Source organism: Mesorhizobium sp. Z1-4, assembly GCF_004000235.1.
Classification (GTDB): Bacteria; Pseudomonadota; Alphaproteobacteria; order Rhizobiales; family Rhizobiaceae; genus RCIO01.
This window is the reverse complement of record NZ_RCIO01000007.1, coordinates 13,390-29,182: the sequence shown is the minus strand read 5'-3', so window position 1 is coordinate 29,182 and position 15,793 is coordinate 13,390. Positions and strand designations below refer to the sequence as shown.

General features: G+C 63.0%; 17 protein-coding genes. 10 read left to right on the top strand and 7 right to left on the bottom strand.

Translation table 11 applies throughout. From position 1 onward, the window contains the following. Positions 1-142: 142 nt before the first annotated feature. Positions 143-1,552 (top strand): 3-isopropylmalate dehydratase large subunit, encoded by a 1,410-nt coding sequence (leuC, locus tag EP165_RS18230; RefSeq protein ID WP_127524283.1) that lies wholly within the window; start codon positions 143-145, stop codon positions 1,550-1,552. A 47-nt stretch (positions 1,553-1,599) separates the two neighbouring features. Here the strand turns inward: leuC and EP165_RS18225 are convergent, their stop codons facing one another. Further along, positions 1,600-2,184 (bottom strand): hypothetical protein, encoded by a 585-nt coding sequence (locus EP165_RS18225; protein ID WP_127524282.1) that lies wholly within the window; start codon positions 2,182-2,184, stop codon positions 1,600-1,602. Positions 2,185-2,265: 81 nt separating this feature from the next. On the opposite strand from EP165_RS18225, the gene EP165_RS18220 reads away from it, so the two are divergent. Together EP165_RS18220 and EP165_RS18215 are read left to right on the top strand one after the other, a co-directional pair. After that, positions 2,266-2,814 carry a DUF2975 domain-containing protein gene (locus tag EP165_RS18220; RefSeq protein WP_164743089.1) on the top strand — a complete coding sequence of 183 codons (549 nt, stop codon included), beginning with the start codon at positions 2,266-2,268 and terminating at the stop codon, positions 2,812-2,814. Then, positions 2,814-3,023 (top strand): helix-turn-helix domain-containing protein, encoded by a 210-nt coding sequence (locus tag EP165_RS18215; RefSeq protein WP_127524280.1) that lies wholly within the window; start codon positions 2,814-2,816, stop codon positions 3,021-3,023. The genes EP165_RS18220 and EP165_RS18215 overlap by 1 nt, the downstream gene beginning before the upstream one ends. A 9-nt stretch (positions 3,024-3,032) precedes the next feature. Here EP165_RS18215 and EP165_RS18210 read toward each other — a convergent pair whose 3' ends face one another. Then, positions 3,033-3,980 carry an AEC family transporter gene (locus EP165_RS18210; protein ID WP_127524279.1) on the bottom strand — a complete coding sequence of 316 codons (948 nt, stop codon included), beginning with the start codon at positions 3,978-3,980 and terminating at the stop codon, positions 3,033-3,035. A gap of 134 nt (positions 3,981-4,114) precedes the next feature. Between EP165_RS18210 and EP165_RS18205 the strand changes: the two genes are divergently transcribed. Further along, positions 4,115-5,308: a GGDEF domain-containing protein gene (locus tag EP165_RS18205; RefSeq protein ID WP_127524278.1), complete on the top strand. Its 1,194-nt coding sequence runs from the start codon at positions 4,115-4,117 to the stop codon at positions 5,306-5,308. Here EP165_RS18205 and EP165_RS18200 read toward each other — a convergent pair. Genes EP165_RS18200 through EP165_RS18190 form a run of 3 tightly spaced genes read right to left on the bottom strand, consistent with a single transcriptional unit; the run spans position 5,305 to position 8,284 of the window. Beyond that, positions 5,305-6,573, bottom strand: a complete 1,269-nt coding sequence (locus tag EP165_RS18200; protein ID WP_127524277.1) for an HlyC/CorC family transporter — start codon at positions 6,571-6,573, stop codon at positions 5,305-5,307. The genes EP165_RS18205 and EP165_RS18200 overlap by 4 nt on opposite strands. Then, complete coding sequence (aroB, locus tag EP165_RS18195) at positions 6,570-7,703, bottom strand: 3-dehydroquinate synthase (RefSeq protein WP_127524276.1); 1,134 nt, start codon at positions 7,701-7,703, stop codon at positions 6,570-6,572. Before aroB ends, EP165_RS18200 begins: the two co-directional genes overlap by 4 nt. Further along, positions 7,700-8,284, bottom strand: coding sequence for a shikimate kinase (locus EP165_RS18190; protein ID WP_127524275.1), 585 nt, complete (start codon positions 8,282-8,284; stop codon positions 7,700-7,702). Before EP165_RS18190 ends, aroB begins: the two co-directional genes overlap by 4 nt. Before the next feature lie 159 nt (positions 8,285-8,443). On the opposite strand from EP165_RS18190, the gene EP165_RS18185 reads away from it, so the two are divergent. The 5 genes from EP165_RS18185 (at position 8,444) to EP165_RS18165 (ending at position 12,179) form a co-directional block, all read left to right on the top strand. Continuing rightward, positions 8,444-8,587, top strand: coding sequence for a histidine kinase (locus EP165_RS18185; protein WP_127524274.1), 144 nt, complete (start codon positions 8,444-8,446; stop codon positions 8,585-8,587). Positions 8,588-8,595: 8 nt separating this feature from the next. Next, positions 8,596-9,519: a site-specific tyrosine recombinase XerD gene (gene xerD, locus EP165_RS18180; protein WP_127524273.1), complete on the top strand. Its 924-nt coding sequence runs from the start codon at positions 8,596-8,598 to the stop codon at positions 9,517-9,519. Positions 9,520-9,608: 89 nt separating this feature from the next. Next, positions 9,609-10,559: an acetyl-CoA carboxylase carboxyltransferase subunit alpha gene (locus EP165_RS18175; protein ID WP_127524272.1), complete on the top strand. Its 951-nt coding sequence runs from the start codon at positions 9,609-9,611 to the stop codon at positions 10,557-10,559. 193 nt (positions 10,560-10,752) lie between these two features. Further along, on the top strand, positions 10,753-11,943 hold the full coding sequence (locus tag EP165_RS18170; RefSeq protein WP_127524271.1) for a L,D-transpeptidase family protein: 1,191 nt from the start codon (positions 10,753-10,755) through the stop codon (positions 11,941-11,943). Next, complete coding sequence (locus EP165_RS18165; RefSeq protein ID WP_127524270.1) at positions 11,940-12,179, top strand: sulfurtransferase TusA family protein; 240 nt, start codon at positions 11,940-11,942, stop codon at positions 12,177-12,179. Before EP165_RS18170 ends, EP165_RS18165 begins: the two co-directional genes overlap by 4 nt. Before the next feature lie 46 nt (positions 12,180-12,225). Here EP165_RS18165 and EP165_RS18160 read toward each other — a convergent pair whose 3' ends face one another. Then, positions 12,226-13,323: a CobW family GTP-binding protein gene (locus tag EP165_RS18160; RefSeq protein ID WP_127524269.1), complete on the bottom strand. Its 1,098-nt coding sequence runs from the start codon at positions 13,321-13,323 to the stop codon at positions 12,226-12,228. A 9-nt stretch (positions 13,324-13,332) separates the two neighbouring features. Next, positions 13,333-14,430: a D-alanyl-D-alanine carboxypeptidase family protein gene (locus EP165_RS18155; protein WP_127524268.1), complete on the bottom strand. Its 1,098-nt coding sequence runs from the start codon at positions 14,428-14,430 to the stop codon at positions 13,333-13,335. 194 nt (positions 14,431-14,624) lie between these two features. Here EP165_RS18155 and EP165_RS18150 point away from each other — a divergent pair, with 194 nt between their 5' ends. Continuing rightward, positions 14,625-15,788, top strand: coding sequence for a M20 aminoacylase family protein (locus EP165_RS18150; RefSeq protein WP_127524267.1), 1,164 nt, complete (start codon positions 14,625-14,627; stop codon positions 15,786-15,788). The last annotated feature ends 5 nt before the right edge of the window (positions 15,789-15,793 follow it).

The following is a 15,793-nucleotide window of genomic DNA, read 5'->3' as shown; positions in this document are numbered from 1 at the left end:
GCGCTGCAGGACAGAAAGCGCCTGCCCTCGCGCTTCTTCGCGCGCTATTGCGGCGCCGCGACCGGGCACCTCGGCTGAGCGAAACCCAAGCCCGACCGGGCCTAACCGCCAGTCAGCAAACCGAATACGGACAGCCAGAAAAATGACCGCACCCCGCACGCTTTACGACAAGATTTTCGACGAGCACGTCGTCAACCGCCAGGAAGACGGCACCTGCCTTCTCTATATCGACCGCCATCTGGTTCATGAGGTGACGAGCCCGCAGGCTTTCGAAGGCCTGCGTATGGCCAGCCGCCCGGTGCGCGCGCCCGAAAAAACGCTCGCCGTGGTCGACCATAACGTACCGACCTCGCCGGACCGCGCGCAGGGTATCAAGAACGAGGAAAGCCGCATCCAGGTCGAGGCGCTGGCCAAAAATGCGGCTGATTTCGGCATCGAATATTACAACGAGGCCGACCGTCGCCAGGGCATCGTGCATATCATCGGCCCCGAGCAGGGGTTCACCCTGCCAGGCATGACGATCGTGTGCGGCGACAGCCACACCTCAACGCATGGCGCGTTCGGCGCACTGGCGCACGGCATCGGCACCTCCGAGGTCGAGCATGTGCTCGCCACGCAGACGCTGATCCAGAAAAAAGCCAAGAACATGCTGGTGCGCGTCAACGGCAAGGCGCCAGAAGGCGTGACGGCGAAGGACATCATCCTCGCCATCATCGGCGAGATCGGCACCGCCGGCGGCACCGGCTATGTGATCGAATATGCTGGCGAGGCGATCCAGGCGCTTTCCATGGAAGGCCGCATGACGGTCTGCAACATGTCGATCGAGGGCGGTGCCCGCGCCGGCCTGATTGCGCCGGACGAGACCACCTTCGCCTACGTGAAGGACAAGCCCCGCGCGCCGAAGGGCGCGGCCTGGGACATGGCGCTTGAATACTGGAAGACGCTGAAGACCGACGAAGGTGCGCATTTCGACAAGATCGTCGAGCTCGACGCCGCCAGCCTGCCGCCCATCGTCACTTGGGGCTCTTCGCCCGAGGACGTCGTGGCCGTCACCGGCGCAGTACCCGACCCGGACGAGATCACCGACGAGAACAAGCGCAACTCCAAGAAGCGTGCGCTTGCCTATATGGGCCTCTCCGCCGGCACCAGGATCACCGACATAGAGCTCGACCGCGTCTTCATCGGCTCCTGCACCAATGGCCGCATCGAGGATCTGCGTGCAGTCGCCAAGGTTGTCGAAGGCAAGACCGTTCATCCGCGCGTCAACGCCATGATCGTGCCGGGCTCCGGCCTCGTGAAGGCACAGGCCGAGGCCGAGGGGCTGGACAAGATCTTCCGCGCCGCCGGTTTCGACTGGCGCGAGCCCGGCTGCTCCATGTGCCTCGCCATGAATGACGACCGCCTGAAGCCTGAGGAGCGCTGCGCCTCGACCTCGAACCGAAATTTCGAGGGCCGTCAGGGCTTCAAGGGCCGCACGCATTTGGTCTCGCCGGCGATGGCGGGCGCTGCTGCGATCGCCGGCAAGTTCGTCGACATCCGCGACTGGCGCTAGCAGCGGCCAGCCGCGAACGGGGTTGAGGGCGTTACAGCGCCCTCCCGTCAGGGCGCGCTTTTGCAGGCCGGGATCCGCGCTTTCGAACCCATGCCGAAAGCATGGGTCAGTGGAATGTCGCGCGCGAGCACAAAAAACTCGCCTCGCGCCTGTGTGCGCATGTAGGTGCTGACCCGCAGATGTTCCTGGTCGAGTTCGCCGGTCCGGCAGCCGCCCCTGAGAGCAATGTCGAGCGCGCCGCGCCCCTTGCCGCGCGCCGCGCGGGCCTTGGCCTGCGTGTCGGCAAGGCGCGCCCGGTCGACTGCCGCCAGACGCGCTATCTGCACTTGCTCGCCTGGCGCCAGCGAACCGCCCGGCGACCCTCCAGCATCGGAATCGACTATCTCCAGCTCGAATTTCTCGTCGAACTCGAGCGACTTGTCATCCGATTCGAAGGCAAGACGCATCGTCACGTCGCCGGTCTTCAGGCGCAGGTGATCCGGCTTCCCGACCGCAACCGCGATTGCGGCCGGGTCGGCATCGAGCGGATCGAACCCGGCAGGACCCGCGGCGGAACTTGGTGCCAGCCCGGCATAGCCTGAGGCTACAAGGATGGCGGAGCCCGCAAGGGCTCGGATAAAGAAACGGTTCATTTGGTCCTCTTTCAATTAATGCTAGACGGCGATCAATTATTGTTTTACAATAAGAAATGCAAGCTTGATGGAGAGAAAATAATGTCCAGCGATTTTGAGCGCATGCGCCGATTGAGCCGCCGCATGCGTGCCGCGGTGGCGATCGGCGGCGCGGCCCTCGCTTCGGCCGGCGCTTTCATGCTCGGTTCGGCCATAGTCGCGCCCGAGACTTTCCGCGAATTCGTCAGAAACGCCGTCGGAACCGGCGCCGCTTACGACCTCACAGCCTCGTCCACGGCAGTGCTGATGGTTCTTTTCGCGGTGCAGTTTGCGATCCTGCTCTACGCGGTCTGGTGCGTATGGCGCATGTTCGGAGAACTCGCACAGGATGAACCGCTGAGCCGTGCTGCCGCCAGCTGGATGCAGCGTGGCAGCGTCGGCTTTCTTGCAGCAGCGATCGTGTCCTTCCTGGCAACGCCGATAGGGACGGTGGCGCTTACGCTCGGCAATCCTCCCGGCGAGCGTGAACTGGCGATCGGCGTCGGCTCGACGCACCTTCTGGCGCTGCTGATCGCTGCAATCATGTTCATGACCAGCAGAATCCTCGCGCTCGCAGCTGAAATCCGCGACGACCAGAAGGCGATCGTCTGATGGCAATCGTCGTCAATCTCGATGTCATGCTGGCGCGCCGCAAGATGCGCTCCAAAGAGCTGGCGGAGCACATCGGCATCACCGAGCAGAACGTCTCGCTGCTCAAGTCAGGCAAGGTGCGCGGCGTCAGGTTCGAAACGCTGGAGCGGATTTGCGCAGCGCTCGACTGTCAGCCCGGCGACATTCTGGAATACCGCCCCGATCAGTGAGCCGTTAGCTTAGCCGAGCACGGCATGATCGAGCACATAGATCCAGAACGTGGCAGTGAGCACGGATAACATTGTCGCAAGCAGGAAGGCCGACGCGGCGAGGTTGACCGCCCGGTCGTACATGACGGCGAACAGATAGATATTCATGCCGGGCGGCATCGCGGCCAAAATGACAGCGGCCCGCTGCATGTCCGGTCCAAGCGCGAAAACATGATGCGCCAGCACGAAGGTGATCGCCGGGTGCACGATGAGCGACACAGCGGCGACCGTGCCCGCTTCGCCCATGCCGGCCCCGAGCCGGTATCGGGTCATCGACGCACCGATGCCTACCAGTGCTACCGGGATGGCAGTGCTGGCAATCATGTCGATTGTCTGCATCGCCGGTTCGGGCAGCCAGTGGCCGGTCACGTTCACGGCCGCGCCGGCCAGTATGCCGATCATCAGCGGATTGGCGAGCATTGAGCGGCCGGCGACACCAAGGGTGCCCCCGAAGGACCGACCATCGCGGCGCATGAATTCCATCGTCAGGATTCCAACTGCGTAGATCAGCGGCGCGTGGAACGCGATAATGCCGAAGGCAGCCGTCAGCGGCTCTGGGCCTTGCGAGCGCTCGAGGATCGCAAGGCCCAGAAGTACGGTGTTGGAGAACATCGCTGCAAAGCCGACCGCAACGGCTTCGCCTGGACGGCGCTTGAAGATGTGCCGCGCGGCAAGAATGCCGATCGCGAAACAGGCAAAGGCACCGGCATAGAACGACGTCAGCAGCTGCGGCGAAAACGCAGCCGCAAGATCGAGCCGCTCGAGCGCGCGGAACAGGAGCACCGGCACAGCGATCTTGACCGCGTAGGCATTGAGAGCGTCGACCACGGCGGGCGGCAGGTAACCGGACCTGACGCCGGCATAACCAACGAGGATGAGAATAAAGACCGGCGCGACAGTGACGAGAATTGTCAGCATGGACTTGCTTTAGAGCGCCCTGGGCGCGGAGGGAACAGGCGAACGCCCTGCAATCTTTCGGGCCGCTATTTGCCCTGAATAATGCCTGCACTTAACCAGTTGTTGAAACGGCTTTGACACACTCGCTGCCTGACATGAGCGGCGCCGGTTTCATCCTTGCGATCAATCTCAGTGTGGCCGGCCTGTTTGCCGCCGCATTCCTTGTTGTTGCCGTCTACGATCTCGCCCGCGTATCCGCCCGCTGGTTTGCAGCCAGCTTTGCCTTCGGCATGCTCAATTTTCTGCTCGAATTTGTGGTTGCCGCGGCGGCGCCGTCGATTCTGCTGCGCGTTGCTGCCTATATGGCCTTCATCGCCGCGCTCGCAGCCTTTACGCGCGGCATTGCGCATCTTCATAACCGGCGCCCGCCATGGAAGGCGGTGCTGGCAATCGCCTTCGGCGCCCTGCTTTTGCGGCTGGCGATAGACGACATGGCGCGCGAATCCTTCACCCGGCTGCTGCTCTTCCAGACACCCTATTTCCTTCTGCAGGCCCTGGGAGCCGCGATCGCCATGCGCTGGCCCAGGCCGGGCTTGGCCGGCAAGGTCCTGGCAGGCATGCTCTTGCTCTCCGCGTTGCACTATCTTGCCAAACCCTTCGCCGCGGCCTGGAGCGGCGGCGCGGGCCGGAATTCGGAGAGCTATCTCGCCACCGACTACGCGATGATCTCCCAAACCAGCGGCACGGTCCTTGGAGTGGCGGCTGCCCTGCTGCTGCTCGCGATCCTGATTCGCGACGTAATGGCCGATTTCACAAGGCAATCGATGACCGACAAGCTGTCGGGCCTGCCCAATCGCCGCAGCTTCGAGGCCTATCTCGATGAATGTATGCGCAGTGCTGCCGAAACGGGCTTGCCCGTTTCGCTGGTGATCGGCGATCTGGACCGCTTCAAAGCGGTCAACGACACCTACGGCCACGCTGCCGGCGACCGTGTCATCGTCGCCTTTTCGCAATTGCTGAGAGACTGCCTTACGGATCCGCGGTCGGCCGCACGTATCGGCGGCGAGGAATTCGCTGTGCTGCTGGCCGGCTCCGACCTCAGTACCGCGCGCCTGTTCGCTGAAAATGTGCGCTCCGCCTTCGCCATTCAGGAAGTCGGCGACATGCCGCCGCAGACCCGCTTTACGGCGAGTTTCGGCATCGCCCAGCTGAACCCCGGCGACACGGCATTCGAGTTTCAGGAGCGGGCTGATACGGCCCTCTACGCGGCCAAACGCAACGGACGCGACCGCGTCGAGGTTGCCGCGCCCGCGCAGGCACAAAGCACCGTACAGAAGGCCTGTGCCTAACCGTCCAGTGCCTTGATACGCAGGCCGGTGATGCGGTTGCGCTCGCGCTTGAGCACCACAAAGCGCTTTCCGTGGAAGGTAAAAGCCTGCTTTTCCTCGGGGATAGACTGCGTTTCGTGAATGACAAGACCGGCCACCGTGGTCGCCTCCTCATCGGGCAGGTTCCAGTCCAGCGCCCGGTTAAGGTCGCGGATCGGTACCGAGCCATCCACCACCACCGAGCCATCAGCCTCCTGCTTAACGCCCTGAATATCGACATCGTGCTCATCGGCGATCTCACCGACGATCTCTTCGATGATATCTTCGAGCGTCACCAGCCCTTCGACCTCGCCATACTCGTCTACCACCACGGCGAAATGCGCCTTGCGCCGCAGGAACGCGTTGAGCTGGTCCTTCAGGCTGGTCGTGTCGGGAACGAACCAGGGTTTGGCCGCGATCTTCATGATGTCGACACGCGCCGGGTCATTGTCCACATCGTGCAGCGCACGCAGAAGATCCTTGGCGTGGATGATGCCGACGATATTGTCGAGCGACCCGCGCCACAGCGGCATGCGCGTATGCGGGCTTTGCAGGATTTCGGCGACGATATCCTGCGGCGGGTCGTCGGCGTTCAGCGACCGCATCGCCGTGCGGTGGACCATCACGTCGGAGACTTCCAGGTCATGCAGGTCGAGCAGGCCGCCGAGCCGGTCTCGGTCCTGCTTGATGAACGCCCCCTCGCGATGAAGCACAGCCACCGTGCCGCGCAGCTCGTCATGCGCCGACAGCATGGAATCGCCCTGTAGAAGATTGACCCCGAACAGCGCCAGCAGCCGCCGCACGATCCAGTTGACCGCGGTCGAAAGTCCGCCGAACAGAAACACCACAAACCGCGCGAAAGGCGACACAGCCAGCGAGAAGCCTTCCGGACGCGACAGCGCCCAGGATTTGGGCAGGATTTCCGCGAAGATGACCAGAAGCACGGTCATCCCGACGGTAGCGTAGATCACGCCCGCATCGCCGAAGAGCTTGAGCAGCACGCTGGTGGCCAGCGCGGAGGCGAGGATATTGACCAGGTTGTTGCCGATCAACAGCGCACCCACCAGCCGGTCGCGACGCTCGATCAGCCGCTCCACAAGCGATGCGCGGTCATCGCCGCCTTGCGCAAGCGAATGAAGCCGGGCGCGCGACGCGCCTGTCATCGAGGTCTCGGTGCCCGAGAAAAGGAAGGACAGTACAATCAGCGCCATCACAGCGCCGGAGGTAATCCAGAATTCCGATGTCATCGTCCGATCTGCTCTGCGAGAAACGATCTTACTTCGGCCGCGGGCACGTCCCTGGCGACGAATGCCTGGCCCACACCCCGTGTCAGGATGAACGTGAGCGCGCCCCGCGACACTTTCTTGTCTTGGCGAATATAGTCCATCAGGCCGTCCGCGCCAGGCAGTTCGCCTTGTATCTGGTCGAGCCGGCAGGGCAGGCCGACCGCCTTCAGATGCGCTTCAACGCGGCTTGCATCGTCGGGGCTTGCGAGGTTCATGCGCGCTGAAAAGCGGTGCGCCAGCGCCATGCCGATGGCAACGCCCTCGCCATGCACCAGCCGCGCGCCGTCATACCCGGTAGCAGCCTCCAGCGCATGGCCGAATGTATGGCCGAGATTGAGCAGAGCGCGGTCGCCGGTCTCGAGCTCGTCGCGCGCCACCACCTCGGCCTTGGCCCGACAGGATTCCGCAATCGCTTCGGTGCGGGCGGAACCGCCGGAAAACACTTCGGCCCAGTTTTTCTCCAGCCACGCGAAGAACGCCGGCCGGTCTATCAGTCCATATTTGACGACTTCGGCATAACCGGCTCGAAACTCGCGCGCCGGAAGCGTGTCGAGCGCGCCGGTATCGGAAAGCACCAGGCTCGGCTGATGGAACGCCCCGACCAGATTCTTCCCGTGTGTGCTGTTGATGCCGGTCTTGCCGCCGACGGAGGAATCAACCTGCGCCAGAAGCGATGTCGGCATCTGAACGAAGCGCATGCCGCGCCGGACAATGGCTGCCGCGAAGCCGGCAAGGTCGCCAATAACCCCGCCGCCCAGAGCGATCACCAGGTCGCCGCGCTCAAGCCGCGCCGCCAGCACTGAATCGACGACATGCTGTAGTGCACCGAAGTTTTTCGTGCGCTCCCCCGGTTCCATCGCCACGGTAGCGTGTTCCAGCCCGGCGCCGGCAAGGCTGGCTTCAAGGGTCGCCAGGTGATGGGCGGCGACATTCTTGTCGGTCACGATGGCAATGCGAGTGCCGGCAAACGCTGCGGCAATGCGAGCCCCGGCCTGCGCTATGAGGCCATGGCCGATCACAATGTCATAGGCCCGCTCGCCCAACCCCACCCGAACGATCTGTGCGTCATCTGCTTCGGCTGAAATCGTCATGCGTTCTTTTCGCTCAGATGCGCCACAAGTGCTGCCATCACCTCATCGGCGATGACTTCGCGCCTGTCGTCGCGTGTGTTTACGGTCACGTCGGCCCGGGCGTAGACCGGATAGCGCGCTTCCATCAGGCTTTCCATGACCGCGCGCGGATCGCTTGTCTTGAGCAGAGGCCTGGTCTGTTTTTTCATCACCCGTGCCATGAGCACGTCGATGTCGGCCTTGAGCCATACGGAAACGCCCGCTTCCGCGATCGCCGCCCGCGTATCGTCGTTCATGAATGCCCCGCCGCCGGTGGAAATGACCCCCGGCCGCTCCTGCAGAAGCCGTGTGATGACACGTTGCTCGAGTGCGCGGAATTCCGCCTCGCCATAAGCTTCGAACAGATCTGCCACGCTCATGCGCGACGCCTGCTCTATTTCATGATCGCTGTCGGCAAACGGCATTCCCGCGAGCTGCGAGACACGCCGTCCGATAGCCGTCTTGCCGGCACCCATCAGGCCCACGAACACGATCACCCGGTCACCGAGCAGTTGACGCAGCTGCGCCGCCGCGCCTCTCATTGTCGTAGTGGTATTTGTCATGGTTCGGCCCTTGGCCGCGGTTTCGACATGAAAAGCCTGCAATCGTCAAGCCGAACCAGCCAACCTCGGTCCGCGCGACAGCGTCGGCCATAGCTTGCAATGACGTCATCGGCGTCCCATAACGGCCTTCCGGCGCCGTATCGAGAAGACTTTCGCCTTATGCCGACCCTTTTCCGCCTCCTTGTTGTCATCGCCGTCATCGTCGGCGTGATCTATGGCGGCATGTTCGCGCTGGCGACATATGTGAAACCCAATGTCGGCGAGATTTCCGTGCGTGTTCCGCCGGAGCGGATCAACCGTTAGAATCCGCTATGCGCGACGCCTCACGCATAGAAGCCTTCCTTGAAATGATGAGCGCCGAGCGCGGTGCGAGCGAAAATACGTTGTCCGCCTACCGGCGCGATCTCGAGGACGCAGCCGCATCGCTCTCCGGCGCATGGGGCGGCATAGCGTCAGCACCGGCGCCGGCGGTGCGCGAACACATTCTGAGTCTTGCGGCGCGCGGCATGGCAACCTCCACCCAGGCGCGCAAACTCTCCGCGCTGCGCCAGTTCTATAAGTTTCTGTTCTCCGAGGGCCTGCGCGGCGACGATCCGACATCCACGCTGGACAGCCCCCGCCGTGCCCAGACGCTCCCGAAAACGCTGAGCGAAGCCGATGTCGATGCGCTGATTGAGCGCGCGCAGAAGGAAGCCGCCGCACCGCCTGACGGAATCGACCCCGTTTCGGCGCTGAGGCTGCATGCGCTCACCGAAGTACTTTACGCAACGGGCCTGCGCGTTTCCGAGCTGGTCAGCCTGCCGCTTTCGGTCGCAAAACGCGATGACCGCTATTTCACGGTTACCGGCAAGGGCAACAAGGAGCGCCTGGTTCCGCTGTCCGCCCGCGCACGCGAAGCGATGCGGCGATGGCTCGAAGCCAGAAACGCCAGCGCCGCGCTGGCGCAAAGCTCTTACCTCTTCCCGTCATCCTCGGAGAGCGGGCATTTGCCACGGCAGGTCTTTGCCCGCGAATTGAAGGCGCTTGCCGCCCGCGCCGGCATTTCGGCCGCCAGTATCTCACCGCATGTGCTGCGCCATGCTTTTGCCAGCCATCTACTGCAGAACGGCGCCGACCTTCGGGTTGTTCAGCAATTGCTGGGCCATTCCGACATTTCGACCACGCAAATCTACACGCATGTGCTCGAAAAGCGGCTCATCGACCTCGTCAACCGGCACCATCCGCTTGCCGACTAGGTCTGTGATCGTTATGTCAGGCCTTGGTGCAGCCGTTGCCGGCTGGCCCTTCGGGGTCTCAGTTTCGTTGATCAAGTACTGTCGGGCGCATGTATAATTATCTGGATTTCGAAAAACCGGTTCAGGATCTCGAAGGCCAGATTCTCGAGCTGCGGCGGCTTGCCGAAGCCGGCGAGGCCGTCGACGTTGCCGACGAAATCAAACGGCTTGAGAAGCGCGCCAAGGAAGCGCTGCGCGACCTCTATAACGCCCTGACGCCCTGGCAGAAGGCACAGGTTGCCCGTCACGCCGACAGGCCGCACTGTCTTGCCTATATCAATGCCCTGACGACCGACTTCACTCCGCTTGCCGGCGATCGTGCCTTTGGCGAGGACGAAGCCATCGTCGGTGGCCTGGCCCGTTTTCGCGGCGAGGCCGTGGCGGTCATTGGGCAGGAAAAGGGATCGGACACCAAAAGCCGCCTGAAACACAATTTCGGCAGTGCGCGCCCCGAGGGTTACCGCAAGGCGGTGCGCATCATGGAGCTGGCCGACCGTTTCAACATCCCTCTGATCACGCTGGTCGATACAGCAGGCGCTTATCCGGGCATCGGCGCCGAGGAGCGCGGCCAGGCGGAAGCGATCGCCCGCTCGACCTCGACCTGCCTGGCCCTCAAGGTGCCGTCGGTCAGCGTCGTCATCGGCGAGGGCGGCTCCGGTGGCGCAATCGCCATTGCCACGGCGAACCGGGTTCTGATGCTCGAACATGCGATCTACTCGGTCATTTCGCCCGAGGGCGCCGCTTCGATCCTGTGGCGCGACACTGCGCGCGCCAAGGATGCGGCGACCAATATGAAGATCACCGCCCAGGATCTTCTGGGCCTCAAGATCATTGACGAGATCGTTCCCGAGCCCCTGGGCGGCGCCCACCGCGCGCCGGAAAAGGTGATCGCGGACACGGGCGACCGGATAGCCAGGAGCTTCGAGGAACTCGCCGGCGCCAATCTCGACTTCCGCGAGCACCGGCGCGAAAAATTCCTCGCCATCGGCCGCGATCTCTAGGCGAAGCGGCACGCTTCCGGCACGGAATTGCCACAATATCGCCGTCTCGATCGGTTCAATGACAATGCCGTGAGGCAAGCTCCCGGTGCCTTGCGGTAATGAAATTTCAAGCATAACCGCATAATGTGCGATGGAGACAGGGTCGGCGCGGGCGTATCTCCCGCCGAGGGACAGGGTTCAGAGCATTTCGCCAATGGTACCGCATCTCGCGCGTATAGCAGTGATCGTTTCGGCGTTGGCACTCGCAGGGTGCAACGAAACGCTGGAAGACATATCGCCGAAAGCCGAAAAGAAACTTCCCCCCAGCCTGGTTCAGTCCATGCGCGCCAAGGGCATGACGACCACGGCGCCCATCATGCTGCGCATCTTCAAGGAAGAAGGCGTTCTGGAGGTCTGGAAGCAGAAGGATACCGGCCGCTACGCGATGGCGACGAGCTACGACATCTGCAAATGGTCCGGCAAGCTTGGCCCCAAATTCACCGAGGGCGACCGCCAGGCGCCTGAAGGCTTCTACGATATCAAGCCCTGGCAGATGAACCCGAAGTCGAGCTACCACCTCGCTTTCAATATGGGTTATCCGAACAATTTCGACCGTGCGCATGGCCGCACGGGTTCCAACCTGATGGTGCATGGCGCCTGCTCGTCCGCCGGATGTTATTCGATGAGCGATGAACAGGTGGAGCAGATCTACGCGTTTGCGCGCGACGCCTTCCGCGGCGGCCAGGAAGCGTTCCAGGTGCAGGCATTTCCCTTCCGCATGACGGCCGAGAACATGGCCCGCTATCAGCAGGATCCGAACTATCAGTTCTGGACCATGCTCAAGGAAGGCTATGACCATTTCGAGATCACGAAAGTGCCGCCGAAGGTCGATGTGTGCGGCCGGCGCTACGTGTTCAACTCGATACCTCAGGAAGGCAGTTCGTTCTCGCCGAACGCCTCTTGTCCGGCAATGGCGCAGCCAGCGCGTCTGCAGACCGCATACCAGTCATATCAGCTCAAATACGACGCCGCGTTTTCCGCAGCACTCGGCGAACCGAGCAGCCGCAGAGCGCCGTCGCCAAGCATCGGCGGCTTTCGCGAGGCTACCCAGGTCGCCGATTGGTCGCGCCGCCGCGCGCGCGGCGAACGGGTGACGCGGCTGCCGCCCAACATGCAGCCCGAAACGCCCCCGGTGACAGCCCCACCGCCACGCCCTGCACCGCAGGTCGCTGCCGCGCCGCAATCTGCGCCCGCAACATCGCTGGCCGAGGAACAGGCAAATTCGGTCGCTGACGCAGCCGGAACGGCCGTGCCTGCCGAGAACCCGCAACCCGCCAACGCCGAAGGCGGCGAAAAGAAAAATCCCCTGCGCAAGCTGTGGGGTATGTTCAAGCGCGACCAGTGACGCGCGACGACGCCGACTATTACGACCTTCGCGGCCTGAACTGTCCATTGCCAGTACTGCGCGCCCGCAAACGGCTGTCAGCCATGCCCGCTGGCGCGCAGTTGGTGATCGAAACCACAGACCCGCTGGCAGCAATCGACATTCCCGCATTCTGCAGCGATGACGGTCACCGCCTCCTGGCAGCCGAGAAGGTGCCCGGCGGCCACCGCTTCACGCTGGAGCGCGGCAGCCGCTAAAGCCATCTTCGTGTGAATGCCGCAGACGTTGCCGGCGTGGCGAGCTTCAGCCCGAAAAGCCCGAAATCGCCAGCGGATTGCCCTCGACCGCGGCCCTGTCCGGCGTGTCCACCGACAGCTGGTTGGTAATCGCCGCGAACAGCCGCCGCACATAGGTCTCGTCCATGCCGTCCGCTATGAACACCAGCCGCGTCTCGCGGGCGCTGCCTTGCGGCCATGCGGGAAGCCGTGCGGGCGGATGCATCAATGTCTGCACCGCGTGCAGCACCAGCGGCCGCTCGGGATCGTCGGCCAGCCGCACGATACCTTTCATGCGCAGCATCTTCGCGCCCTGGGTCGACCGCACCAGATCCAGAAACATATCGACCGCGCCGGTTTCGATCGGCGTGTCATGGACCAGCGAGAAACTCCTGATCCGCTCGGGGTGGTGATGGTGGTGATGGTCGTGCCCATGGGAATGGTCATGAGCGCCGGGGCCGCCATCTCCAAGCCAGCGGGCGACATCGGCGGATTTAGTCGCCGGATCATAAAGGCCGTTGTCGAGCAGGGTGGCAGTGTCCACGTCGTCGCTGGGCACATTCGTCACTCGCGCTGCGGGATTGAGACCGCTGATCAGTGCCCGAACCGTTTTGACGTCCACCGCCTGCGGCAAGTCCGTTTTGGTGAGGACTATCCTGTCGGCGACCGCCACCTGCCGTTTCGCCTCATCGTGCTGCGACAGCGTTGCGGGTCCGTTCACCGCGTCGACCACCGTGACGACCCCGCTCAGCCTCAGGGCGGCGACAATTGCGGGATGCCCCATCAACGACTGCAGCACCGGAACCGGGTCCGCGAGGCCGGTCGTTTCGATGACAATCCGCTCCAGCGGCGCGATACGGCCTGCCTGCGCGCGGTCGATAAGGTCGGCAATCGTGTCCACCAGCTCGCCACGCACCGAGCAGCACACGCAGCCGTCGGAAAGCTCGATGACGCCATCGGACGACTGTTCGACCAGCAGGTGGTCCACCGCGACATCGCCGAACTCATTGATGATCACGGCCGTGTTTTTGATCGCCGGATCTTTCAGAATCCGGTTGAGCAGCGTTGTCTTCCCCGCGCCCAGAAAGCCGGTAATTACCGTGACGGCAATAGGATCGAGATGCATCGGCTAGCTTCAGCCGCCTTCCGCGACCGTCGGCGTATAAGCCGGACGCGGCGTTGGGATCGGGATGTTCGATGCGCTCGCTGCCGAAACCGGGAGCGGGCCGACGGTGCCGCCAAGACCCACTTCGATGACGCGCCGCGGCCGGTCGAATGCGGTCATGTAAGGCGAACTGATGACGCGGCGTCCCTGCTCGTCGCGATTGGCCAACCGCTCCTGCCGTGCCGTCTTGGTGCAGATCAGCGGCCGCATGTTCGTGGCGGTGGTCAGCATCGAGCCATAGGGGCGCATCGTATCCAGCCGCTTGGCTCCAAAGGACGACCGGGAGAAGCCCCTGGCCAGCAGCTCGGCTGCCGTTTCGGCGCGCTCCTCGACCGATTCCGCACCCAGGACAACCGCTACGACGCGCTTCCCGCGCCGCTGTGCCGAGGCAATCAGATTGAAGCCGGAGGGACACGTGTAGCCGGTCTTCATGCCGTCTGCACCCTCGAAACGCCCGATCAGCGAATTGTGGTTGTTCAGGCGCGCTTTGCCGGCCTGGAGCGCTTCGATGGCGAAATAGCTGTCATATTGCGGGAATTCCCGGCGGATTGCCGTCGCCAGAAGCGCCATGTCGTGCGCGGTCGTGTATTGGTGGTCCGAATGCAGCCCGTGAGCATTGACCCAATTCGTACCGGCCATGCCAAGCCGCCGCGCTTCCGCGTTCATACGCCCAGCAAACGCCTTTTCCGAGCCGCCAACGCTCTCGCCCAGTGCTGTCGCGACATCGTTGGCCGACTTGACCATCAGGATCTTGATGGCGTTGTCGACCGTTAGCACTGAGCCTTTCGGATAACCCATCTTGCTGGGCGGCTCTTTGGCGGCATTGGCCGAAATGACCACCGGAGATTTGAGCGTGATTTCGCCGGCCCTGATCGCCCGGAAGGTGACATAGACCGTCATCAGCTTGGTCAGCGATGCGGGGAACCAGCGGCGGAAAGGCTCCGATTCATCCAGCACCCGTCCGCTGCCGACATCCACCACGATATGCGGGCCGGCCATCGCCGGCGCTGCGAGGGCAGCCAGTATCAGAGCTGCAATCAACCGGACTGACGCAATCCGAGCGCGCATTCTCAACCCCATTTCGCCCTTGCCCATTCGGCGGCAGTGTCAGTATGGTTCGACTGCCGACCAGCGCCGCACGCTAGGGCCAATAACTTTGCTTGCCCTGCTATCTATCTCATGTGACGCCAAAATGGCAAAGTCGAGCACCTCACAATTCAATGAAGCCGCCCTCCGGCTGTAACCAGCGAGAGTACTGCCTGATGCCGATATTGAACCGCGTAGCCGAAATGCATGACGAAATCACCGGCTGGCGCCGCCATCTGCATACAATCCCGGAAATTCTATATGACGTTCACCAGACAGCGGCATTCGTGGCCGAACGGCTCACCGAATTCGGCTGCGACGAAGTTGTGACCGGCATCGGCAGGACCGGCGTCGTCGGCATCATCAAGGGCAATCTCGGCGACGGTCCGGCTGTCGGCCTGCGCGCCGACATGGACGCGCTGCCGCTCAACGAGATCACCGGCAAGGAATGGGCGTCGAAGACCCCCAACCAGATGCATGCCTGCGGCCACGACGGCCACACAGCGATGCTGTTGGGCGCGGCCAAATATCTTGCCGAAACACGCAACTTCAAAGGGTCGGTCGCGGTCATCTTCCAGCCGGCCGAAGAAGGCGGCGCCGGTGGCGACGCGATGGTCAAGGACGGCATGATGGACCATTTCGGCATCAGGACCGTTTTCGGCATGCACAACATGCCGGGCCTGCCTGTCGGCCAGTTTGCGATCCGCCCCGGTCCGGCCATGGCCGCGACTGCGGAGTTCTGGATCGTCGTCAAGGGCAAGGGCGGCCATGCCGCCATGCCGCACGGTACGATCGACCCGATCGTTGTCGGCAGCCAGATCGTGACGGCATTGCAGACAATTGCCTCGCGCAGCATCGATCCTATCGATTCCGTGGTGGTCTCGGTCACCAAATTCCACGGCGGCGACGCCTTCAACATTATCCCCGAGCAGGTTGAGCTCAATGGCACAATCCGCATCCTGCGCACCGAGGTGGGTGAAGCAGCGGCCAAGCGCATGAACGAGATCTGCGAGGGCATAGCGGCCGCGCACGGCGCCACCGTCGATGTGAAGATCGACTTCAATTATCCGGTTACTTTCAACCATGCGGAAGAGACAGATTTCGCTGCCGGCGTCGCCAAATCGGTTGCCGGTGAGCCGAACGTCGACACCAACGTTTTGCCGGTGATGGGCGGTGAGGACTTTTCCTACATGCTGGAAGCACGCCCCGGCGCCTTCATCTTCATGGGCAATGGCGACACCGCGAACCTTCACAATCCGGCGTATGACTTCAACGACGAAGCCATTCCCCACGGCGTTAGCTACTGGGTGAAGCTGGCGGAAACCGCGCTCGCTGCCTGACGGCG